18 protein-coding genes and 3 tRNA genes are annotated in these 21,346 nt (G+C 43.7%); 15 read left to right on the top strand and 6 right to left on the bottom strand.

Annotation, left to right across the window (positions count from 1 at the left end; translation table 11 throughout):
• Positions 1–113: 113 nt before the first annotated feature.
• From KKOR_RS07800 to KKOR_RS07790, 3 genes are all read left to right on the top strand, one after another.
• Positions 114–189, top strand: a tRNA-Ala gene (locus KKOR_RS07800).
• Positions 190–290: 101 nt separating this feature from the next.
• Positions 291–366 (top strand) — tRNA-Glu (locus tag KKOR_RS07795).
• 564 nt (positions 367–930) lie between these two features.
• Positions 931–1,006, top strand: a tRNA-Glu gene (locus KKOR_RS07790).
• 445 nt (positions 1,007–1,451) lie between these two features.
• On the opposite strand, the gene KKOR_RS07785 is transcribed toward KKOR_RS07790, so the two are convergent.
• A complete protein-coding gene (locus KKOR_RS07785) occupies positions 1,452–1,655 on the bottom strand; it encodes a hypothetical protein (RefSeq protein WP_012801480.1) in 204 nt (67 codons plus the stop codon).
• Positions 1,656–1,920: 265 nt separating this feature from the next.
• Between KKOR_RS07785 and KKOR_RS07780 the strand changes: the two genes are divergently transcribed.
• The gene (locus tag KKOR_RS07780) at positions 1,921–2,472 is read left to right on the top strand and encodes a nitroreductase family protein (protein WP_012801479.1); all 552 of its coding nucleotides are present in this window, start codon (positions 1,921–1,923) and stop codon (positions 2,470–2,472) included.
• A 40-nt stretch (positions 2,473–2,512) separates the two neighbouring features.
• Here KKOR_RS07780 and KKOR_RS13580 read toward each other — a convergent pair whose 3' ends face one another.
• The 3 genes from KKOR_RS13580 to KKOR_RS13425 form a co-directional block, all read right to left on the bottom strand.
• Complete coding sequence (locus tag KKOR_RS13580) at positions 2,513–2,689, bottom strand: CBU_0585 family protein (RefSeq protein ID WP_012801478.1); 177 nt, start codon at positions 2,687–2,689, stop codon at positions 2,513–2,515.
• A 98-nt stretch (positions 2,690–2,787) separates the two neighbouring features.
• Complete coding sequence (gene asnS / locus KKOR_RS07775; protein WP_012801477.1) at positions 2,788–4,185, bottom strand: asparagine--tRNA ligase; 1,398 nt, start codon at positions 4,183–4,185, stop codon at positions 2,788–2,790.
• Between the two features lie 61 nt (positions 4,186–4,246).
• Positions 4,247–4,444: a DUF1289 domain-containing protein gene (locus KKOR_RS13425; protein ID WP_012801476.1), complete on the bottom strand. Its 198-nt coding sequence runs from the start codon at positions 4,442–4,444 to the stop codon at positions 4,247–4,249.
• 182 nt (positions 4,445–4,626) lie between these two features.
• Here KKOR_RS13425 and KKOR_RS07765 point away from each other — a divergent pair, with 182 nt between their 5' ends.
• Positions 4,627–5,142, top strand: a complete 516-nt coding sequence (locus KKOR_RS07765; protein WP_012801475.1) for a GAF domain-containing protein — start codon at positions 4,627–4,629, stop codon at positions 5,140–5,142.
• Between the two features lie 8 nt (positions 5,143–5,150).
• The gene (locus tag KKOR_RS07760; RefSeq protein WP_012801474.1) at positions 5,151–5,576 is read left to right on the top strand and encodes a VOC family protein; all 426 of its coding nucleotides are present in this window, start codon (positions 5,151–5,153) and stop codon (positions 5,574–5,576) included.
• 64 nt (positions 5,577–5,640) lie between these two features.
• Here KKOR_RS07760 and KKOR_RS07755 read toward each other — a convergent pair whose 3' ends face one another.
• Positions 5,641–6,720: a tryptophan 2,3-dioxygenase family protein gene (locus KKOR_RS07755; protein ID WP_012801473.1), complete on the bottom strand. Its 1,080-nt coding sequence runs from the start codon at positions 6,718–6,720 to the stop codon at positions 5,641–5,643.
• A 210-nt stretch (positions 6,721–6,930) separates the two neighbouring features.
• Positions 6,931–8,220 (bottom strand): citrate synthase, encoded by a 1,290-nt coding sequence (gltA, locus tag KKOR_RS07750; RefSeq protein WP_012801472.1) that lies wholly within the window; start codon positions 8,218–8,220, stop codon positions 6,931–6,933.
• A 340-nt stretch (positions 8,221–8,560) separates the two neighbouring features.
• On the opposite strand from gltA, the gene sdhC reads away from it, so the two are divergent.
• The 9 genes from sdhC (at position 8,561) to KKOR_RS07705 (ending at position 21,282) form a co-directional block, all read left to right on the top strand.
• Positions 8,561–8,938, top strand: a complete 378-nt coding sequence (sdhC, locus tag KKOR_RS07745) for a succinate dehydrogenase, cytochrome b556 subunit (protein WP_012801471.1) — start codon at positions 8,561–8,563, stop codon at positions 8,936–8,938.
• Positions 8,929–9,282 (top strand): succinate dehydrogenase, hydrophobic membrane anchor protein, encoded by a 354-nt coding sequence (gene sdhD, locus KKOR_RS07740; RefSeq protein WP_012801470.1) that lies wholly within the window; start codon positions 8,929–8,931, stop codon positions 9,280–9,282. The genes sdhC and sdhD overlap by 10 nt, the downstream gene beginning before the upstream one ends.
• Before the next feature lie 3 nt (positions 9,283–9,285).
• Positions 9,286–11,064: a succinate dehydrogenase flavoprotein subunit gene (gene sdhA, locus KKOR_RS07735; RefSeq protein WP_012801469.1), complete on the top strand. Its 1,779-nt coding sequence runs from the start codon at positions 9,286–9,288 to the stop codon at positions 11,062–11,064.
• Between the two features lie 30 nt (positions 11,065–11,094).
• The gene (locus KKOR_RS07730) at positions 11,095–11,793 is read left to right on the top strand and encodes a succinate dehydrogenase iron-sulfur subunit (protein WP_012801468.1); all 699 of its coding nucleotides are present in this window, start codon (positions 11,095–11,097) and stop codon (positions 11,791–11,793) included.
• A 289-nt stretch (positions 11,794–12,082) separates the two neighbouring features.
• Positions 12,083–14,902 (top strand): 2-oxoglutarate dehydrogenase E1 component, encoded by a 2,820-nt coding sequence (locus KKOR_RS07725; protein ID WP_012801467.1) that lies wholly within the window; start codon positions 12,083–12,085, stop codon positions 14,900–14,902.
• 39 nt (positions 14,903–14,941) lie between these two features.
• Positions 14,942–16,192 carry a 2-oxoglutarate dehydrogenase complex dihydrolipoyllysine-residue succinyltransferase gene (gene odhB, locus KKOR_RS07720; protein WP_012801466.1) on the top strand — a complete coding sequence of 417 codons (1,251 nt, stop codon included), beginning with the start codon at positions 14,942–14,944 and terminating at the stop codon, positions 16,190–16,192.
• A 120-nt stretch (positions 16,193–16,312) separates the two neighbouring features.
• Entirely contained in the window at positions 16,313–17,479 is a 1,167-nt protein-coding gene (gene sucC / locus KKOR_RS07715; RefSeq protein WP_012801465.1) for an ADP-forming succinate--CoA ligase subunit beta, read from the top strand.
• A complete protein-coding gene (gene sucD, locus KKOR_RS07710) occupies positions 17,479–18,351 on the top strand; it encodes a succinate--CoA ligase subunit alpha (protein ID WP_012801464.1) in 873 nt (290 codons plus the stop codon). The genes sucC and sucD overlap by 1 nt, the downstream gene beginning before the upstream one ends.
• Before the next feature lie 186 nt (positions 18,352–18,537).
• Entirely contained in the window at positions 18,538–21,282 is a 2,745-nt protein-coding gene (locus KKOR_RS07705; RefSeq protein ID WP_012801463.1) for a M16 family metallopeptidase, read from the top strand.
• The last annotated feature ends 64 nt before the right edge of the window (positions 21,283–21,346 follow it).

The following is a 21,346-nucleotide window of genomic DNA, read 5'->3' as shown; positions in this document are numbered from 1 at the left end:
TGTTAGTGTTAGATGGCGAAAACTATACTCAGCTTTTCAAGCTAAGTCGATAATTTGCATCAAATTCCAGTTGACAGTAACAAGCCCCGTGCTAAAATGCGCGCCATTGTTTTGGGGCTATAGCTCAGCTGGGAGAGCGCTACACTGGCAGTGTAGAGGTCAGCGGTTCGATCCCGCTTAGCTCCACCAAATTTAATTGACTGCTTTGTTAAAAGAATCGTCGCTTACTGGAGTAAGCTTCCTCATCTTTTGCCGCGCATTCAAATAAATTGATATTTTGAAAAGTTTGTGTCCCGTTCGTCTAGAGGCCTAGGACACCGCCCTTTCACGGCGGTAACAGGGGTTCGACTCCCCTACGGGATGCCACATTAAGAAAGCTCGACCTTCAGGTCGGGCTTTTTTTATGTCATTACGAAAGAGCAGGAGAACTCGTTCGACAAGCACCAGGGCAGGATTTGTTCCCGACAAATCTCTGCATTTCCTCCATCCATGGAGGTCAGATGGCGGGAGTGCAGAATTTGCATGGAGCAAAATTCTGCCTCCCCTACGGGCATCATTGCCCCTGCATTTTTGGCCTCCCCGGTATTCATCGAATTTAAGGTGGACTTTAGCCCTTGTGGCTTCTTCTAAGGAGTGGCCAAGAGGTTTTCTAAGAGCAGATACTGACTCTGGATAATACTATTTATTTAACATGGCACCACTGTATTGGTTTTTTCTTGAAATTCGGGGCGAATCAGAAGAGAGTGGTCGAGCTCATTTGTTTAATTGGAGCTTAGGCTAACTGTACCTTTCTTAACCTATCTGACTGATTTATGCCCAGTTTTCTTATAAAGCTGAAAAAAACAGCGAAATCCTCATTATTTTTTTGACAAACGAGGGTAGGGGCATTATTATTGCGCCCGCGTTTGAGAGAACAGTTTCAAACATTGTGTCCCGTTCGTCTAGAGGCCTAGGACACCGCCCTTTCACGGCGGTAACAGGGGTTCGACTCCCCTACGGGATGCCATATAAATAAAACCCAGCCCTTGTGGCTGGGTTTTTTTATATCTGATTTCTGTCGGTGGACGAGAACCCCTGTCAGGGTTCGAAAAATTTGTCGGGCAGGATTTGTTCCCGACAAACCTCTGCATTTCCTCCATCCATGGAGGTCAGAAATTTTAACAGCGGAGCGCAGCGACGCTGGCCCGAAGGGCGAAGCACAGGTCGATAAATGCTCCTGCATTATCGACATTTCTAACGTCCATGTTAGTCAGATGTGCTGAGTACTCCCCTACGGGTATCATTGCTCCCTGCATTTTCGGCATTCCTGACATCCTTGTCAGTCAGATTCAATTTTCGGCCTCCCCGGCAAACGAGTACTATATTGACCTGATACCTTGTGGCTGGTTTTTTTATATCCGAATTAAAAAAGCCCGACACATGGTCGGGCTTTTAGAACGGTTACAGCTAACTTAAGCAGCTTCTTCTGAATCTTTCTCTGAAGGTGCCATAAGGAATAATAGTGCACCAACTACGACTAAGCCTCCACGGATTGTCCATGCGATGTTTTCACCCCAATTGTTAATCCAGCCAAGTATTTTTAATTCATAGTCGAAGAAGAATAAAGCGATTGATGCAATCCCCAATAAAGCAATGAATGAACCTAAGTTTTTCATAATAATATCCCCATTTACTGTGTTTTGTTTTAATGTCCAGGATTTAAAATACGGAACAATTGATTGAAAATCAAATGATAAATGCGGTTACGCCAGTGGCAGAGCAAGCTTCATATAATTGCCTTACTTAGCACTTAGGTGGCTTAGGAGCGAGGTTTTCGTGTTTGTATGGAGTCAGAAAACTGCAAAATGTTATTCATTTTAGAACAATCAATTTATGCTATAGTCGCTTGCAATTTAAGTTATAACTCTTTGAGATAATACTATGTTAGACACTTTAATTAATCGTGTTTCTTGTGGTCGCTTAAAAGCACCAGCTCCAACAAAAGAAGAAATGAATCAGGTCTTCAAGGCTGCGTTAAGGGCTCCTGATCACAAGCGCTTAATGCCTTGGCAGTATATTGTGTTTGAGGGTGAGAAAGCGTTGAGTGAGCTAGGTGAAAAATACCGCCTGGCCTGTGTTTCTGAAGATCCTGCAATGGAACCAGAAAAGCAGGAGCGTTCTCTGTCATTACCGCATAGAGCCCCGATGGTAATAGTCGCTGTGGCTAAAGCACGAGGGCATGAGAAAGTTCCCCATATTGAGGAAGTCCTGTCTACTGGTGCGGGCGTACAGAATTTAATCCTTGGACTTGATAGCTTGGGCTATGGCGCCTATTGGCGAACGGGTCCATTGGCTTTTAATGAGCACCTTAAGCCTTTATTAGGTTTGGACCACAATGACACCATCGTTGGTTTTATTTATATAGGGACTCCAGACATGGAGCTTAAAGCAAAGCCAATCCCTGAAGTCGACGACTTTGTGAGCTGGGTTTAATTAGATTAGATATAGAGCGAGAGAGAGGAAAAGGGAAGGGTTAAAATTCTTCCCACAGCTTTGATTTTTTATCTTTGTAGTCAGGGTTATCACGTTTTTCGTTGATCTCATCATACTTCGCTTTTTCAGCTCTACGAGAGGGTGAGTCAGGTTTAATGGTCTCATCAAGCTCTTGCAAAAAGTCTGTGATTTCACTGGTGTAATTCTTTTTTGACATCACTGTATCCGTTGACTGTGTACTGACTTCATACTAGCTCAATGCAATAAAAAAGGCCACGTTTGTGGCCTTAATCATTTTTGTGCAACTTTAAGAAATTAGAATTTCACATTGTTAGGCACACGAGGGAATGGAATCACATCGCGGATATTTTGTACGCCAGTAACATAAGACACGCAGCGATCAAAACCTAAGCCAAAACCAGCGTGTGGTACTGTGCCGTAACGACGCAGGTCGCGATACCACCAGTAATCTTCAGCTGGTAAGCCCATTTCTTCAATACGCTTATCGAGCACGTCCAGGCGTTCTTCACGTTGTGCACCGCCGATGATTTCACCAATGCCCGGCGCTAAAACATCCATCGCCGCGACGGTTTTGCCATCGTCGTTCAAACGCATATAGAAGGCTTTAATGTCTTTTGGGTAGTTCATCACTACGGTCGGGCGACCAACATACTCTTCCGCAATGTAGCGCTCATGCTCTGATTGCAGGTCGATGCCCCATTCAACTGGATAGTCGAATTTCTTGTCTGCTTTTTTCAGTACATCAATCACATCGGTGTAGTCCATGCGTTCGAAGTTGTGGTTGATGACGTTTTCAAGACGGTTGATACAGTCCTTATCAACGCGTTGCTGGAAGAAGGCCATATCATCAGCACATTCGTCTAGAACTGCTTTGAAGATATACTTCATCATAGCTTCGGCCAAATCAGCGTTATCCGATAAGTTGGCGAAAGCAATTTCAGGCTCAACCATCCAGAATTCAGCTAAGTGACGGCTGGTGTTGGAGTTTTCAGCACGGAAAGTCGGTCCGAATGTGTAAACCTTGGACATTGCCATACAGTAAGATTCAACATTCAACTGACCCGATACCGTTAAAAAGGATTCTTTACCGAAAAAGTCTTTGCTGTAGTCGATATCGCCTTTGTCAGTCTTTGGCAGGTTTGTCATATCCAGTGTACTGACACGGAACATTTCTCCGGCACCTTCGGCATCCGAAGCAGTGATGATTGGTGTGTGAATCCAAAAGTAACCCTGTTCATGCATGAAGCGGTGAACAGCCTGCGCCAGGCAGTTACGAACTCGCGTGACTGCACCAATTAAGTTGGTACGTGGACGCAAGTGTGCATTATCACGTAAGAATTCAACAGAATGCGGTTTTGGCTGGATAGGGTAGGTGTCAGGATCATCAACCCAGCCTAGCACTTCGACTTCACTGGCCTGAATTTCATAAGACTGACCTTTACCTTGCGATTCGACCAACTTCCCGGTTACTCGAATAGAGCAGCCGGCGGTTACTTTAATCACTTCGGATTCATAATTAGCCACATTATTATCGACTACTGCCTGAATAGGATTAAAGCAGCTACCATCGTGGATATTGACGAACGATAGTCCGGCTTTTGAATCACGACGAGTACGTACCCAGCCTTGAACGGTGACTTGCTCACCTTCGCCAGGTTTGCCCGCTAGGGCGTCGACAATAGATACTAACATGATAATTAGGCTCCGATTTACCTTCTAAAAATTAGGATAAGGGTATGTATTTGTTTTGCTATTAAAACTTCTGTTTACCTTCGAGTTTCAGGCGAAGGTTAACCGCTTTTTTCTGGTCATCCGTAAAAGTATGCCAGTTTAAGACTTCGTCGAAAGTTCGGCCACAGCCGCGGCACACTTCATCGCCCAAGACAGTGCTACAGACGCCGATGCATGGCGAGGAAGTAGGACTTCTTTGGTTTTTGTTTGAAATGGACACGATCTCTCCCGCAAAACTCACGAAAAAACAAACGCAGTATGTTACCGTGAGAAGCTGTCATTGGCTAGTGATAATCTTAATACATAAGCACAAGATGTGGTAATACTCAGTTACCATCTAAGGCTTGTAATTGTTGGGGCTGTCAGCTATCTTGCCGCTATTGCACATTTCCCGAAAATACCATGTTTCAACTAGACGAATCACAAATTCAAGAGTACCAGAATGATAAGCCTGAGTATTATCGCCAGTTAGCGCTTCAGCTCGACGCCCTGTTAGCAGAAGACAGCAACTGGATTACCAATATGGCGCAAATGTCGGCCTTCATCTTCCAGATGTTACCTGACCTGAACTGGTCTGGCTTTTATCTGGTCAACCCTGAAAAAGCTGATAGCCTGATTCTTGGCCCTTATCAGGGCAAAGTCGCTTGTGTCCATATCCCGTATGGGCGTGGTGTCTGTGGGGCGGCTGCGGCAACTCTTGAAACTCAACTGGTTGAAGATGTTCATAAGTTTGAGGGGCATATTGCCTGTGATGCCGCCTCGCAAAGCGAAGTTGTGATACCTGTGGTAATTAATGGTCAGTTAAAAGGCGTGCTGGATATCGATAGCCCCATCACTAATCGCTTTGATCAGCAAGATGCCGATGGCTTGACCTTATTATTAAATACCTTTACTAAGCAGACACAATTCCCACAGTAGGTTCCGACATGAGCATTCGTCCTTTTCATCTAGCGATTCCAGTGCATGATTTAGAGCAAGCACGTCACTTTTATGGCCAGGTATTAGGCTTTGCCGAAGGCCGCTCCAGTGATCATTGGATTGATTATGACTGTTATGGCCATCAGCTGGTGGTGCATCTTGATGAAGCTATGCGGGTTGATCATGATAAAGCCAATAATCAGGTCGATGGTCATGCCTTGCCGGTGCCTCATTTTGGCGTAGTCTTAGAGATGACTACTTGGCAGGACTTAGCTGACCGCTTAAAAGAGCAGAGCACCAAGTTTGCCATAAAGCCTTATATTCGCTTCAAAGGACAGCCTGGCGAGCAGGCGACCATGTTCTTTTATGACCCATCCGGTAATGCGCTGGAGTTTAAAGCTTTTAATGATTTAAGCCAGTTGTTTGCGAAATAATTAAGCCTTAACGAAAAAAGCAAAGCCTGAGCTTTGCTTTTTTACCTTTAAGCTTTTATAACCCCTAAAAATTCATTGCCTTAATCACTTCATCTGGCAGTTTTGGAAGCGCCGAGCGTGGGATCAGGAATGTGGTCAGGTTAAATAAGTCGCGGAAGAAGCGGTTGTTTTGAGTGGTTTGGCGTAGGTAATCGTGTCCTGCTGAGCCGCCGGTACCAATCTTAGAGCCAATCATACGCAATACCATAGTGGTATGGCGGTAGCGCCAGGTGGTGAATTTCTCATCAATTTCAACCAGGCTTTGCAGTAGGCGGAAGGGGCCATTGAGCATCGGTTGCTCGCGGTATAAATTAATAAAAAGAGCGCTTAACGTCGCTTCCTGGCTCATGCGGAAACGGCCCTGGGTTTTCAGCTCATCGTATTTTTCTTTGTCAAATAACGCATCAAATGTAGCGTGAGTATTTTCAAGATCATTTAGCTGGAACGTCTTCTCAGCATCGCTCAAGTAATCGGCGTCTTTGAGCACTTTTTCGTCGTGAGCGAGCATGGTTTCGACGGCGTCTTTAAAAATATTCCAGAATTTGAAATCACCAAACTCAAGAAATGGCATACGTTCCAGCCATTTTTCAACCGCATCAAACAGTGACGGTTTTTCCTCAAGGTCCATCAGGTAATTACGATCCTTTTCATTTAAGCGGCTGTAGAAAGACTTTTTGTCGAAGTTAATACGGTATTCGGATTTGAGTCCCAACAGAATTTCAATCTCTTTGAATTGAATGCTCTGAAAACCGGAAGCTGGAATTAAATAGTCTCTGAAATCAAGGAAATCGAGCGGGGTCATAGTTTCGAGAATATCAATTTGGTCCACCAACACATCTTGAATTCGATGAATACGCTCTAGTCGTAAATTCACGGTGCTTATGTTGCTTTCATCGACATGGCTTTGAGAAAGCACTGGTAGAATTGAGTGGATTTCATGCAGCACTTGTTTGAACCACAATTCATATGCCTGATGCACAATAATAAATAAAGTTTCATCATGCGCCTCGGCACCATACTTTGTGCTCTCAGGGTGCTGGGCATCTAACAGTTTATTAAGCTGAAGGTACTCAGGATAGTAACAGGGTTTAGTATTTTTTTGCATGGTCCACCATTTGTTTTGTCATCGACTGTCTAGTTTTTGTTTATGGTTATTTCAACAGTCAGAAATAATATTCAGATAAATAAAAAGGAGCACCTGAAGTGCTCCTTTAAATTATAGACCTTTGAAAAAAATATTGTCAGCAATAATTTTTCAAAGTAGGCCAGTCTCACTGGTGCGAGCTGCTTTTATTGATATTAATGTTTATTAAGATCAGCGTTTATTAAGATCAACATAGTCACGCTCAGTTGCGCCGGTGTACAACTGACGAGGGCGGCCAATGCGGCGATCATCTTCACCAATCATTTCGTGCCACTGAGATACCCAGCCCACAGTACGTGCCAAGGCGAAAATCACCGTGAACATATTGGTTGGGATACCCATCGCATCCAGAATGACTCCTGAGTAGAAGTCTACATTCGGGTATAACTTCTTCTCGATGAAGTATGGATCTTCAAGCGCGATTTTTTCAAGCTCAAGTGCAATTTTGAAGATTGGATCATCGTGCTTGCCTAATAAGTCCAGAACTTCGTGCGCACTTTCACGCATGACTTTAGCGCGTGGGTCAAAGTTCTTATAAACACGGTGACCAAAGCCCATCAGACGGAATGGATCATTTTTGTCTTTCGCTCGTTCAATAAATTCAGGAATTCGGCTGACGTCACCAATTTCACGTAGCATGTTTAAGCAGGCTTCGTTAGCACCACCGTGCGCAGGACCCCACAAGCAGGCGATACCTGATGCGATAGCTGCGAATGGGTTAGCACCAGAAGAGCCAGCCAAACGAACCGTTGACGTTGATGCATTTTGTTCATGATCAGCGTGTAGGATAAAGATGCGATCCATGGCCTTTACCAATACTGGATCAGGTTTCCAGTCGTTGGTTGGCATGCTGAACATCATATTCAAGAAGTTCTCAGCCAGGCTCATGTCATTGTCAGGATAAACGAATGGATGACCAACGCTGTAGCGATAGCACATAGCGGCAATAGTGGGCACTTTTGCAATTAAGCGTAAGGCGCTGATATCGCGGTGTTCTGGGTTATTAATATCCAACGAATCGTGATAGAAAGCCGATAGTGCGCCTACTACGGACACCATGATCGCCATTGGGTGAGCATCACGACGGAAACCGTTAAAGAAGTTCATCATCTGTTGATGAACCATGGTGTGGTTATTAATTTTTGCTACAAAATTTTCAAATTCTTCTTTGCTAGGCAATTCGCCATTTAATAGCAGGTAAGCAACTTCTTCAAAGTTCGACTGCTCGGCAAGCTGCTCAATAGGGTAGCCACGGTAAAGTAACTGACCTTTCTCACCATCAATGAAGGTAATTTTAGATTCACAGGCGCCTGTTGATACGTAACCAGGGTCATAAGTGAAGTAGCCAGCTTTGCCTAACGCTCGTACGTCGATAACGTCTTTACCCAAAGTAGGGGAAAGTACGGTCAAATCCAATTCTTCGCCATTGGGTAAGCTAAGTTTAGCTGTTTGTTGCGACATAAAGTCTCCTTTGGACTATAAATTGCTTACTTTTTACTCAAATAATCGAGTTTAATCTCAATCAGGTGGTGCATTCTACAAAATTTTGTCACATTTTACATGAGATATTTTTGTGACACTTGATGATGATCAATAAGATTTTGGCATATATAGAAAATCTATTGGGTTAATTAATTGTAATCACCGACAAGCACTTATATAATTTGCCTCCGAAACTTTGTATCACTACGGGGTTCCTGTCTGCAGCGTACTTTTCGGTCGCATTTCACGCAATGAAGCAAGACGGGACACAGAGACTCTCACGCCCTGGCGACCTGGGCAAACATAGATAAGATACGTCGTGAATCAAAAGAGACCAACAAACCTGAATCTTGCTACGATAAGATTCCCTGTACCTGCAATTTCCTCAATTTTGCACCGTATTACAGGCGTTATATTATTCTTCGCTGTACCTATCCTTTTATGGATGCTACAAAAATCCTTAACTCCAGCCGGTTTTAGTGAATTGCAAACTATGTTTGCAGAGTCATTCTTATGGCAATTCATTCTTTGGGCCATTACCACTGCTGTTGCCTACCATGTCATTGCAGGTGTTCGTCATTTGCTGATGGATATGGATATTGGTGAGTCGCTTGAAGGCGGTCGTCGTGGTGCCTGGTTGGTCATTATTCTTTCTGCAGTTGCTGCAGCGGTATTAGGAGTGTGGGTATGGGCTTAGTAACAGCATCAACAAGTCTAGGTCGCTCAGGCTTACATGACTGGATTATCCAGCGAGTATCAGCTCTCGTTATGCTGGCTTATGTGATTTACCTGGGTTATTTCTTGTGCACAACTCCTGAACTGACGTTCCCGGTATGGCAAGAGTTGTTTGCATCGACCTTTATGAAAGTATTCTCTTTACTGGCACTCTTGTCAGTCATTGGACATGCTTGGATTGGTTTGTGGATTGTGTCCACTGACTATATGCCTAAATTGGCAATTCGTTTCATCTTCCAAGTATTAGTCATTCTTATCTGTCTTACACTGTTGGTGTGGGGCATTCAGATTTTGTGGAGCCTATAAAGCATGTCTAACCCAATCTCCTCGATTCCAACCTATACCTTTGATGCGGTAATCGTTGGTGGCGGTGGCGCAGGTATGCGTGCATCGCTGCAATTGGCACAAAGTGGCCAAAAAGTCGCATTGATTTCAAAAGTATTTCCAACTCGTTCGCACACAGTATCTGCTCAAGGTGGTATTACCGTTGCATTAGGCAATACGCACCCTGACGACTGGCGCTGGCACATGTTCGATACCGTTAAAGGTTCGGACTATATTGGTGACCAGGATGCTATCGAGTATATGTGTGAAAATGGCCCAGCTGCGGTTTATGAACTGGAGCACATGGGCTTGCCTTTCTCGCGTCTGGATAACGGTAAAATTTACCAACGTCCTTTCGGTGGCCAATCCAAAGAGTTTGGTGGTGAGCAGGCTGCTCGTACCGCTGCTGCTGCTGACCGTACTGGTCACGCACTATTACACACCTTATATCAAGCCAACTTAAAAGCTAACACTCAGTTCTTTAACGAGTGGTATGCAATGGACTTGGTACGTAATGAAGACGGTGATGTGTGCGGTGTTACAGCAATGTGCATCGAAACCGGCGAAATTGCTTTGTTTAAATCGCGCGCTACAGTCTTTGCAACAGGTGGTTCCGGTCGCATTTATGCATCAACCACTAATGCTTTGATCAATACTGGTGATGGTGTTGGTATGGCATTGCGTGCTGGCTTGCCGGTACAAGACATTGAAATGTGGCAGTTCCACCCAACTGGTATTGCCGGTGCAGGTGTTCTGGTTACAGAAGGTTGCCGTGGTGAAGGTGGTTACCTGATCAATAAAGATGGCGAGCGCTTTATGGAGCGTTATGCGCCAAACGCGAAAGACCTGGCGTCACGTGACGTAGTTGCTCGCTCAATGATGAAAGAAATTTTAGCCGGACGTGGTGCTGGCGCTAATGGCGACCATGTATTCTTGAAACTCGATCATCTTGGTGAAGAAGTTCTTAATACTCGTTTACCAGGCATCAGCGAGCTAGCCAAAATCTTTGCACACGTTGATCCAACCAAAGACCCAATTCCTGTGGTTCCAACCTGTCACTATATGATGGGTGGTATTCCAACCAATAAATATGGTCAGGTAATCGACCGCACTCCAGACGGTAGCGAAAAAATCGTTAAAGGCTTTTATGCAGTCGGTGAGGTTGCCTGTGTATCGGTACACGGTGCTAACCGCTTGGGTGGTAACTCATTGCTTGACCTGGTGGTATTTGGTCGTGCAGCAGGCTTACACCTTGAAGAGTCACTACGTGAAGGCTTGCAGTTCGCTGACTTTAATGACACCGATGCTGAGCGCGCGCTTAATCGTTATACGCGTTGGAATGATTCTAACGAGGGTGAAGATCCGGTTGAGCTTCGTCGCGAGCTACAAAACACCATGCAAAACCATTTCGGTGTATTCCGAACTGGCGATTTGATGAAAGAAGGTCTGGACAAAGTTAAGCAACTTCGTGAGCGTATGAAAAATGCTCGCCTGAAAGATAAGTCCAAAGCCTTCAACACAGAGCGTGTGGAGTGTCTTGAGCTTGAGAACTTGATGGAAGTTGCTTATGCAACCGCTAAGGCTGCTGAGTTCCGTACTGAAAGTCGTGGTGCTCATAGTCGTGAAGACTTCCCAGATCGTGATGATGAAAACTGGTTAGTTCACTCTGTCTATTATCCAGCCACTGAAGAAATGGGTAAGCGTGATGTGAATATGAGCCCAACCAAAATCGAAGCTTTCCCTCCGAAAGCCCGTACATATTAATCTGTAGCAACAGAATACGGAGTGAAGCAAATGAAATTTAGTATTTATCGCTACAACCCTGAAACGGATAAAAAGCCTTACATGCAGGAATATGATTTAGAGGTTCCTGAAGGGTCAGACATGATGGTGTTGGATGCACTGGTTGCGTTAAAAGATCAGGATCCAACCTTGTCTTTCCGTCGTTCTTGTCGTGAAGGCGTTTGTGGTTCAGATGGCATGAACATCAATGGTAAAAATGGTTTGGCCTGTATTACCTCATTATCAAGCTTAAAAACGCCGATTGTTGTTCGTCCATTACCCGGCCTGCCAGTTGTTCGTGACCTGGTTGTTGATATGGCTCAGTTCTACAAGCAGTATGAGAAAATTAAACCTTTCTTAATTGCGAATGATGAGCCACCTGCAAAAGAGCGTCTTCAGTCACCTGAAGATCGTGCAAAGCTTGATGGTCTTTACGAGTGCATCCTGTGTGCCTGTTGTTCAACTTCTTGCCCATCATTCTGGTGGAATCCGGACAAGTTTGTTGGTCCAGCAGGTTTGTTGCAAGCCTATCGTTTCTTGATCGATAGTCGCGACACACAGACTGAGGAACGCTTGGCGGATCTGGATGATGCATACAGCGTATTCCGTTGTCGTGGCATTATGAACTGTGTGGATGTATGCCCGAAAGGTTTGAACCCGACTCGAGCTATCGGCCACATACGCTCAATGCTTCTGAAAAGCGGAGTCTAGTTCGACTGATTCTTAATTAAGGCTACGAGACGAAAAGATTGGAGTTTATCTCTGTTCTTTTCGTCTTTTTTTGCGATAAACAGGCTACTTTTTGATACATAGCTGTTATCACCTTAAGAGATTGTCAGGTTTGGTGCAGAACTGGATTTGCCACTAGATCATAAAAACAATGAGTTAATCAGGCTTTTTTACCCAGTACTTTTAACAATTAAAGAGCTAATACTGTGTTAAGACCCCTGATTTTTAGTTATCATAGCGACTTATAAATACCAAGAGTGGTGTTACGTACATGAAAAATGGGTTAGAGGCGATGTTTGAGAGCGCCTACCTATCAGGTAGCAGTGCTGGCTATCTAGAAGAACTATACGAGCAATACTTAGAAGATCCTCAGTCGGTTGATTCTGACTGGAGACAAAAATTCGATGAGTTTGCAAAGAGCAGTGATGCGAAAGATGTTCCTCATAGCGATATTCGTGAGCACTTTCGTCAGATTGGCTTAAATCGCCAGAAGATTGCCTTTACTCAGGGCGGTGGCTCTTCGGTTGCAGACCCAAAGCAGGTCAAGGTATTGCACCTGATTGAATCATATCGTGCTCGTGGTCATCACCACGCTAATATCGACCCTTTAGGTCTGTGGAAACATCCTTATCCTACTAATTTGAGCCTTGAGAGTTTCGAGCTATCAGAGGCTGATCTGGATACGAAATTCCATGTTGGTAATTTAGCCGGGCCAGACCAGCAAACCATCAAAGAGATTCTTCAGCGCTTAAAAGAAACTTACTCCAATACGATTGGTGCTGAGTTCTTACATATTAATGATCTAACTGAACGTCGCTGGATCCAGGAAAAGCTGGAAGAAGCGAACTCATCACATAGTTTCCGCGAAGAAACCCGCAAGAAAATTTTAGAGGGCTTAACAGCCGCGGAAGGCCTGGAGAAATATTTAGGCTCAAAATTCCCCGGCGCAAAACGTTTTTCACTGGAAGGTGGCGATAGCTTAGTACCGATGATGCGTGATTTTGTCAATCAGGCCGGTATTGTGGGCGCAAAAGAAATCGTTATCGGAATGGCGCACCGCGGTCGTTTGAATTTATTAGTCAATGTTCTTGGCAAAAATCCGCAAGTGTTGTTTGACGAGTTTGAAGGAAAAAATGCGGTTGTTAAAAATGGTTCTTCAGGCGATGTTAAATATCATATGGGTTATTCCAATGATGTTGAAACAGAGGGTGGCCCAGTTCATTTAGCCTTGGCATTTAATCCGTCTCACCTTGAAATCGTTAGTCCTGTGGTGCTTGGATCTGTTCGAGCTCGTCAGGAACGTCGCAAGGATAAAGATTGCGATCAAGTGATCCCTATTCTAATCCATGGTGACTCTGCCATAACTGGTCAGGGTGTGGTCATGGAAACCTTTAATATGTCGCAAGCGCGCGGCTTCTATATTGGTGGTTCAATCCATGTTGTGATTAATAATCAGGTTGGCTTTACGACATCCAAGCTGCACGACACCCGATCTACCGCGTACTGCACAGACGTTGCCAAAATGATCGAAGCGCCAGTTTTTCACGTTAATGGCGATGACCCTGAGGCAGTGTTGTATGTATCGCGCCTTGCATTAGAATTCCGCAAGAAATTTAAGAAAGATGTTGTGATTGATTTGGTGTGCTACCGCCGCCATGGTCATAACGAAGCTGATGAGCCAAACGCGACACAGCCATTGATGTATCAAAAAATTAAAAAGCATCCTACACCTCGTAAGATTTATGAGGATCGGTTGGTCGATAATAACGTTGTATCCTCAGGCGATGCAAAAAAGATGTTAGACGACTATCGAGATTTACTCGACGCTGGAAAGAGTGTGGTACTCAATCGGATTGAAGATAGGGAGCGTGAGTTCAACGTCGATTGGTCTCCATTCCTAGAACAAACTTGGCAATCTCCGGCAGATACTAAGCTGGATAAGTCTAAGTTCAAAGAGCTTGCTGAAAAAATTTGCCACTATCCAAGCGATCTTCCATTACAGTCGCGCGTTAAAAAACTCATGGGCGAACGTAAGAAAATGGCTGCGGGTGAAATTAACATGGACTGGGGTTTTGCAGAAACAATGGCGTATGCCTCTCTGCTGGATCAGGATTTCGAAGTTCGCTTGTGTGGTCAGGATAGTGGTCGTGGTACTTTCTTCCATCGTCATGCGGTCTTGCATGATCAAGACGATGCTGAAGTTTATATCCCACTTCAGAATATTAAAGACGACCAGCCACAATTCATGGTGATTGATTCGGTTCTTTCTGAAGAAGCTGTGTTAGCGTTTGAATATGGCTACTCAACCAATGAACCGAACTCTATGGTGATCTGGGAAGCTCAGTTTGGTGATTTTGCGAACGGTGCTCAGGTTGTTATTGATCAGTTTATAAGCTCAGGAGAACAAAAATGGGGCCGTTTGTCGGGCTTAAGTTTGTTCTTGCCACACGGCTATGAAGGTCAAGGCCCTGAACATAGTTCTGCACGATTAGAGCGTTTCTTGCAACTTTCTGCTGAACATAATATTCAGGTTGTAGTGCCATCAACGCCGGCTCAGGCGTTTCATATGATTCGTCGTCAAATGATTCGACCATTACGCAAGCCACTTATTGTTATGACGCCAAAGAGTTTGTTGCGTCATAAGTTGGCAGTTTCAACAATCGACGAGTTGACCAAAGGTCAATTCCAAAATGCTATCGATGAAATTGATAGCTTGGATAAAAAGAAAGTAACTCGTATCGTGATGTGTTCAGGAAAAGTTTATTATGACTTGTTAGAGAAACGTCGCACTGAAGAGTTGGATAATGTTGCCATTATCCGTATTGAACAACTTTATCCTTTCCCTCATGACGAGGTGAAGGAGATTCTTGCTCAATATAAGAAGGCGAAAGAATTTGTCTGGTGTCAAGAAGAGCCACAAAATCAAGGCGCTTGGTATTGTTCACGTCATAACTTGGACGAAGCAGTTCCAGCTGATGTGTCAGTAGAGTATGCAGGACGAGAGGCATCAGCAGCACCAGCTGTCGGTTACGCTTCTATCCATAATGAGCAGCAAGCACAACTTGTTAAAGATGCACTCGGCATCAAATAATCGAATTGAATTTATTTAGGTAAGGTAAAAGGTTAAAACATGGCTATCGAAATTAAAGTTCCTGTGTTACCTGAGTCAGTAGCAGACGCTACTATTGCTACATGGCACGTTAAGCCAGGTGAGTCTGTATCACGTGACCAAAACTTGGTTGATATTGAAACAGATAAAGTCGTTTTAGAGGTGGTTGCTCCAGATGATGGCGTGATTTCTGAAATCATTAAAGAAGAGGGCGACACAGTACTTCAGGAAGAAGCAATCGCTAAGTTTGAAGCGGGTGCATCAGGCGATGCCAAAGCTGATAGCAGTGATGAAAAGAAAGATGACTCTTCAAAAGAGAGCAAGAAAGACGATAAAGAAGAAGCAAAATCTGATAAAGAAGAAGCTTCTTCTGCAGACCTGGATGTTCTATCACCAGCAGTACGTCGTTTGGTTGCCGAGCATAACCTTGATCCTAAGCAGATTCCAGCGAGTGGCAAAGGTGGCCGTTTAACCAAAGAAGACGTAGAGAAATTTATTAAGGATGGTGGCGCTTCTGCTAAATCATCTGAGAGCAAGAAAGATTCTGGTTCTGCGCCTGTATCTGCAGGTTTGCGCGAAGAAAAGCGTGTCCCAATGACGCGACTTCGTAAGCGTATTGCTGAGCGTTTAGTCGAAGCGCAGCAAACAGCAGCAATTCTAACCACGTTTAATGATATCAATATGAAAGAAGTGGTAGAGCTACGCTCGCGCTATAAAGAACAGTTTGAGAAAGTTCATGGCACACGCTTAGGCTTTATGTCGTTCTTCGTGAAGGCAACAGTTGAAGCACTAAAACGTTATCCGGCTGTCAACGCATCAATTGATGGAGATGATATTGTTTATCACGGCTTCTATGATATCGGTGTTGCCGTTTCTTCTCCACGTGGCTTAGTTGTACCAGTTTTGCGTGATGCAGATACTCTGAGTCTTGCTGAAATTGAAGCTAAGATTCGTGAGTTTGGCGTAAAAGCTCGTGATAACAAGCTAACAGTTGAAGATATGACCGGCGGTACATTTACTATTTCAAACGGTGGTGTTTTCGGTTCATTAATGGCTACGCCCATTATTAACCCACCGCAAAGTGCTATTCTTGGTATGAACCGTATGGAAGATCGTCCTGTGGTTATAAATGGCGAGATTGTGATTCGTCCGATGATGAATGTCGCGCTATCTTATGACCATAGAATTATTGATGGACGCGAGTCTGTAGGCTTCTTGAAAACGATTAAAGAATTCATTGAAGACCCAGCTCGTATGTTACTGGATTTGTAAATTCCAGAATGTAAGCGCTGATGCCGAACCTAGGTTCGGCATTGGTGTTTTTAATCACCCTAAGTTTTAAATTTTATGTGCTTGTAAAAGCACTTATGCCAAAGCAATAGGAACATAAACATGAACCTACATGAGTATCAAGGTAAACAGCTTTTTAATGAGTATGGTTTACCAGTATCCGAGGGTTACGCGGTAGATAATCCTCAGTCTGCGTTTGAAGCAGCTGGTCGCATCGGTGGCAATGTGTGGGTGGTTAAAGCCCAGGTACATGCCGGTGGTCGTGGTAAAGCTGGCGGTGTAAAACTTGTTAAGACCAAAGAAGAAGTTAAAGATTTTGCTAAGCAATGGCTTGGTAAAAATTTGGTTACTTACCAAACCGATGCTAACGGTCAGCCAGTTAGCAAAATTTTAGTTGAAGAGTGCACCGACATTGCTCAAGAACTTTATTTGGGCGCAGTTGTTGACCGTTCAAGCCGTCGTGTTGTATTTATGGCTTCAACTGAAGGTGGTGTTGAAATCGAGAAAGTTGCAGAAGAAACTCCTGAGAAGATTCTTAAAGCAACTATCGACCCATTGGTTGGCGCTCAGCCTTACCAGGGCCGTGAACTTGCATTCAAGTTAGGCTTGGAAGGCAAACAAGTTAAGCAATTCACTCATATCTTCTTGCAGCTTGCCAAGATGTTTGTGGAAAAAGATTTGGCACTTCTTGAAATCAATCCATTGGTTATTAAAGAAGATGGCGACTTGCATTGTCTTGATGCCAAAATCAACATCGACGGAAACGCAATGTACCGTCATCCTAAATTATCCGAAATGCACGACCCTTCGCAAGAAGATGAGCGCGAAGCTCATGCAGCTAAGTTCGAACTTAACTATGTAGCACTTGATGGCAACATCGGCTGTATGGTTAATGGTGCTGGTTTGGCAATGGGTACCATGGATATCATTAAGTTGCATGGTGGTGAGCCTGCTAACTTCCTAGACGTGGGCGGTGGCGCTACTAAAGAGCGTGTCACGGAAGCGTTTAAGATTATCCTTTCAGACTCTAACGTAAAAGCTGTATTGGTTAATATCTTTGGCGGTATTGTTCGTTGTGACTTGATTGCTGAAGGCATTATTGGTGCGGTTAAAGAAGTTGGCGTTAAAGCTCCAGTTGTTGTTCGTCTTGAAGGCAACAATGCTGAGTTAGGTAGAAAGGTTCTAGCTGAATCAGGTTTGAACATCATCGCGGCAGAAAGTTTAACTGATGCGGCTACAAAAGTAGTTGCTGCAGCGGAGGACAAATAATGAGTATTTTAATTAATAAAGACACTAAGGTTATTTGTCAGGGTATCACTGGTTCACAAGGTACTTTCCATACTGAACAAGCGATTGAATACGGCACTAATATGGTTGGTGGTGTGACTCCTGGTAAAGGTGGACAAACTCACTTGGGCTTGCCGGTATTCAATACAGTAAAGGATGCAGTAGAAGCAACAGGCGCAGAAGCTTCTGTTATCTATGTACCAGCTCCATTCTGCAAGGACTCTATTTTAGAAGCCGCAAACGGTGGTATTAAACTGGTTGTTTGTATCACAGAAGGCATTCCTACTATGGACATGCTTGAAGCCAAGATTGTTTGTGACAATTTAGGTGTTCGTTTGATTGGTCCAAATTGTCCTGGTGTTATCACTCCGGGAGAATGTAAGATTGGTATCATGCCAGGTCACATTCACTTGCCGGGTAAAGTCGGTATCGTTTCTCGTTCAGGTACTTTGACTTATGAAGCCGTTAAGCAAACTACAGACTTTGGCTTTGGTCAATCGACCTGTGTTGGTATCGGTGGCGATCCAATTCCAGGCTCTAACTTCATTGATATTTTGAAAATGTTCCAGGATGATCCAGCAACCGAAGCTATCGTAATGATTGGCGAGATTGGTGGTTCTGCAGAAGAAGAGGCCGCTGCGTTCATTAAAGAAAACGTTACCAAGCCCGTAGTTTCATACATTGCTGGTGTAACAGCGCCTGCCGGTAAGCGTATGGGGCATGCCGGTGCTATCATTGCCGGTGGTAAAGGTACAGCTGCTGAGAAGTTTGCTGCCTTGGAAGACGCAGGTGTTAAGACCGTTCGTTCATTAGCTGATATTGGTAATGGACTGAAAGAAGTGACAGGCTGGTAATTAGCAGCCTGTTTGAAATTAAAGCCGCTCAGGGAGCCCTGAGCGGCTTTTTTTGTGTTTGTAATATTTGCAGAAAGAAATTGTAATATTTATTAACAAATAGCGACTACACAGTTACATCGCTTTCAAGGATACTCCAAGCTCGTATTGGAATGTCTTATAGTTATTGAAAATTAAGAGGGATATATGACTCTAAAGCTTAAAAGTGCAGCTTTGGCTCTGGTGCTTACTACCAGTGTTTCTGTTGCTTTTGCAAAATTACCCAAAGGTGTAGAAAAAGTTACTACAGTTGAAGGTATTTCTGAATATCGCCTTGATAATGGTCTACAAGTATTACTGTTTCCTGATAAGACTCAGGAGTCAATTACCGTCAATATCACCTACCATGTGGGTTCAAAACATGAAAATTATGGTGAAACAGGTATGGCCCATTTACTTGAGCACCTAGTATTTAAAGGTACACCAAATCATAAAGATATCCCTCAAGAATTGAGTGAACGAGGTGCTGAGCCAAACGGCACCACTTGGCTTGACCGCACTAACTATTATGAAACATTTGCTGCTACAGAGGACAATTTAAACTGGGCTCTAGATCTTGAAGCTGATCGTATGATCAACTCCTTTATAGCCAAGAAAGATTTAGACAGTGAAATGACGGTTGTTCGCAATGAACTTGAAAATGGTGAGAATAGTCCAACTCGTGTTTTGATGCAGCGTTTAATGGCTGTTGCTTATGATTGGCATAATTATGGTAAGTCGACTATTGGCGCTCGCGCAGACCTTGAAAATGTAGATATTTCAAACCTCCAGGGTTTTTATAAGAAATACTATCAGCCTGACAACGCGACTTTGATTATTGCCGGTAAGATCGATGAAGAAGAAACGATCAAGAAGGTCGACAAATACTTTGGCGACATTAAAAAGCCCAAACGTCAGCTTCCTGAGCTATATACCGAAGAGCCAATTCAGGATGGTGAGCGTAAAGTAACTATTCGCAGAACTGGTGATGTGCAAGTCGTTGGTGGTTTGTTTAAAACTCCAGCTGGCCCACACAAAGATTTTGCGGCAGTTCAAGTGTTATCACAAATCATGGGTGACTCTCAAACCGGACGTCTGCGTAAAGAGTTAGTTGAGAAAGATCTAGCAGCATCTGCTGGCGGATTTGCTTTTCAGTTAGCGGAGCCTGGCGCCTTATTATTTATGGCACAAGTTGCCAAAGACAAAGAGTTGTCCAAAACAGAGCAAGCCTTTGTTAATACATTGGAAGGTGTATCTGACAATCCAATCACTGAAGAAGAAGTTGAGCGTGCAAAAACCAAGCTATTAAAAGGTATAGAGCTTAGCTTCAACAATACTCAAAGTGTTGCACTTCAATTAACCGAGTGGGTTGGCATGGGTGACTGGAGATTACTTTTCTTAAACCGTGATCGCTTAGAGAAAGTCACTGCAGAAGATGTTCAAAAAGCAGCAGAAGAATACTTGGTGAACGACAACCGCACTTTAGCATTGTTTATTCCGGAAGCTCAGCCTGACCGAGCGGACTCAATTGTTAGACTGAACGATGAAGACGTTAAAGAAATGCTAGAAGGTTATACAGGCCGTGAGGCTGTAGCTCAAGGTGAAGATTTTGATGCATCTTATGCCAACATTGATGCCCGTAGCGAGCGTACAACCTTATCAAACGGTGCCAAGGTCGTTTTCTTGCCAAAGAAAACCCGTGGTGAGTCTGTAGTTATGACTGTTAAGCTTGATATCGGCAACCTTGAAGACTTACGTAATTCTGGTGTTGTTCCATCAATCACTTCTAGCATGTTAATGCGTGGTACAGAAAACTATACTCGAGAAGAGTTGCAAGCTGAATTTGATCGTCTTAAAGCCAATGTGAGTGTTTCAGGTGGAGCAACTAGCACTTCTGTACGAATCCAAACGGTGAAAGAAAACTTACCAAAAGTACTAACATTGGTTGAAGAAGTTCTTAAGAAACCAGCATTTGATTCCAAAGAATTAGATGTTCTTAAAAAGCAACAAATCGTTTCGCTTGAGCAGCAAAAGCAACAGCCACAATCGCAAGTTTTCAGGCAGCTTAGCCAACATTTGAATCCTTATGATTCTAGCCATCCACTTTATAGTATGAGCATAGACGAACAGATTGAAGCGATTAAAGCTGTTGATGTGGATAACCTGAAAGCCTTTCATAACAACTTTATGGGCGCGAAAGATGCAGATATAGCAATAGTTGGTGATTTTGAGCGTGACTCATTGCAGAATCAATTAGAAGCCACTCTAGGCGACTGGAATGCTAAAGTTGCCTATCAGCGCATCAAGCAAACAGTGGCTGACGTTGAAGCCATCAATAAGTTTATTGATACGCCCGATAAAGCCGGTGCAGCATTTGCTGCTATGACCAAGATAGAACTAAGTGACCAACATCCAGATTATCCAGCGCTTAAAATGGCAAATGAAATCTTTGGTGGCGGTTTCTTAAATAGTCGTTTAGCAACGCGTCTTCGTCAAAAAGATGGTTTAAGTTATGGAGCCGGCTCATTCTTTAATGCGAGTTCTGAAGATGAAAATGCATTGTTTGGTGCTTATGCTATTTCTGCCCCGGAGAACTTGCCTCGTGTTGAGTTAGGCTTCAAGGAAGAGCTAGTGCGTGCATTAAAAGATGGCTTTACTCAAGAAGAACTGGATAAAGCACGTGATGGTGTTTTGCAGAATAATCGAATTGATCGTTCTAAGGATTCGCGTTTAGTGAGTACTTTAGCTGGCAACCTGGATCTTGACCGCACTATGAAATGGTCGAAGGAATACGAAGAGAAACTGAAAGCTTTAACTCTAAAGGATGTGAATGAAGCCTTCCGCCGTCATATCAAGATGGATAATATTTCAATCATTAAAGCAGGTGATAAAGCAAAGCTAGAAGCTGATTAACTTTAGAGCTTCGGATAAGAAAAAGCCACGATTTATTCGTGGCTTTTTTGTTCCTTCCTTCGAT

It is taken from the genome of Kangiella koreensis DSM 16069, assembly GCF_000024085.1.
In the GTDB taxonomy this organism is placed as follows: Bacteria; Pseudomonadota; Gammaproteobacteria; order Enterobacterales; family Kangiellaceae; genus Kangiella; species Kangiella koreensis.
This window is presented reverse-complemented; position numbering and strand designations above follow the sequence as displayed.

Excerpts from the sequence above, each read along its gene's own strand:
- KKOR_RS07730 (WP_012801468.1), top strand. The coding sequence starts at position 11,095 with ATGAAATTTAGTATTTATCGCTACAACCCTGAAACGGATAAAAAGCCT.
- KKOR_RS13580 (WP_012801478.1), bottom strand. The coding sequence starts at position 2,689 with ATGTCAAAAAAGAATTACACCAGTGAAATCACAGACTTTTTGCAAGAG.
- KKOR_RS07705 (WP_012801463.1), top strand. The coding sequence starts at position 18,538 with ATGACTCTAAAGCTTAAAAGTGCAGCTTTGGCTCTGGTGCTTACTACC.
- sdhA (WP_012801469.1), top strand. The coding sequence starts at position 9,286 with ATGTCTAACCCAATCTCCTCGATTCCAACCTATACCTTTGATGCGGTA.
- KKOR_RS07755 (WP_012801473.1), bottom strand. The coding sequence starts at position 6,720 with ATGCAAAAAAATACTAAACCCTGTTACTATCCTGAGTACCTTCAGCTT.
- sucC (WP_012801465.1), top strand. The coding sequence starts at position 16,313 with ATGAACCTACATGAGTATCAAGGTAAACAGCTTTTTAATGAGTATGGT.
- KKOR_RS07760 (WP_012801474.1), top strand. The coding sequence starts at position 5,151 with ATGAGCATTCGTCCTTTTCATCTAGCGATTCCAGTGCATGATTTAGAG.
- sucD (WP_012801464.1), top strand. The coding sequence starts at position 17,479 with ATGAGTATTTTAATTAATAAAGACACTAAGGTTATTTGTCAGGGTATC.
- KKOR_RS07765 (WP_012801475.1), top strand. The coding sequence starts at position 4,627 with ATGTTTCAACTAGACGAATCACAAATTCAAGAGTACCAGAATGATAAG.
- sdhD (WP_012801470.1), top strand. The coding sequence starts at position 8,929 with ATGGGCTTAGTAACAGCATCAACAAGTCTAGGTCGCTCAGGCTTACAT.
- gltA (WP_012801472.1), bottom strand. The coding sequence starts at position 8,220 with ATGTCGCAACAAACAGCTAAACTTAGCTTACCCAATGGCGAAGAATTG.
- odhB (WP_012801466.1), top strand. The coding sequence starts at position 14,942 with ATGGCTATCGAAATTAAAGTTCCTGTGTTACCTGAGTCAGTAGCAGAC.
- KKOR_RS07780 (WP_012801479.1), top strand. The coding sequence starts at position 1,921 with ATGTTAGACACTTTAATTAATCGTGTTTCTTGTGGTCGCTTAAAAGCA.
- asnS (WP_012801477.1), bottom strand. The coding sequence starts at position 4,185 with ATGTTAGTATCTATTGTCGACGCCCTAGCGGGCAAACCTGGCGAAGGT.
- KKOR_RS07725 (WP_012801467.1), top strand. The coding sequence starts at position 12,083 with ATGAAAAATGGGTTAGAGGCGATGTTTGAGAGCGCCTACCTATCAGGT.
- KKOR_RS07785 (WP_012801480.1), bottom strand. The coding sequence starts at position 1,655 with ATGAAAAACTTAGGTTCATTCATTGCTTTATTGGGGATTGCATCAATC.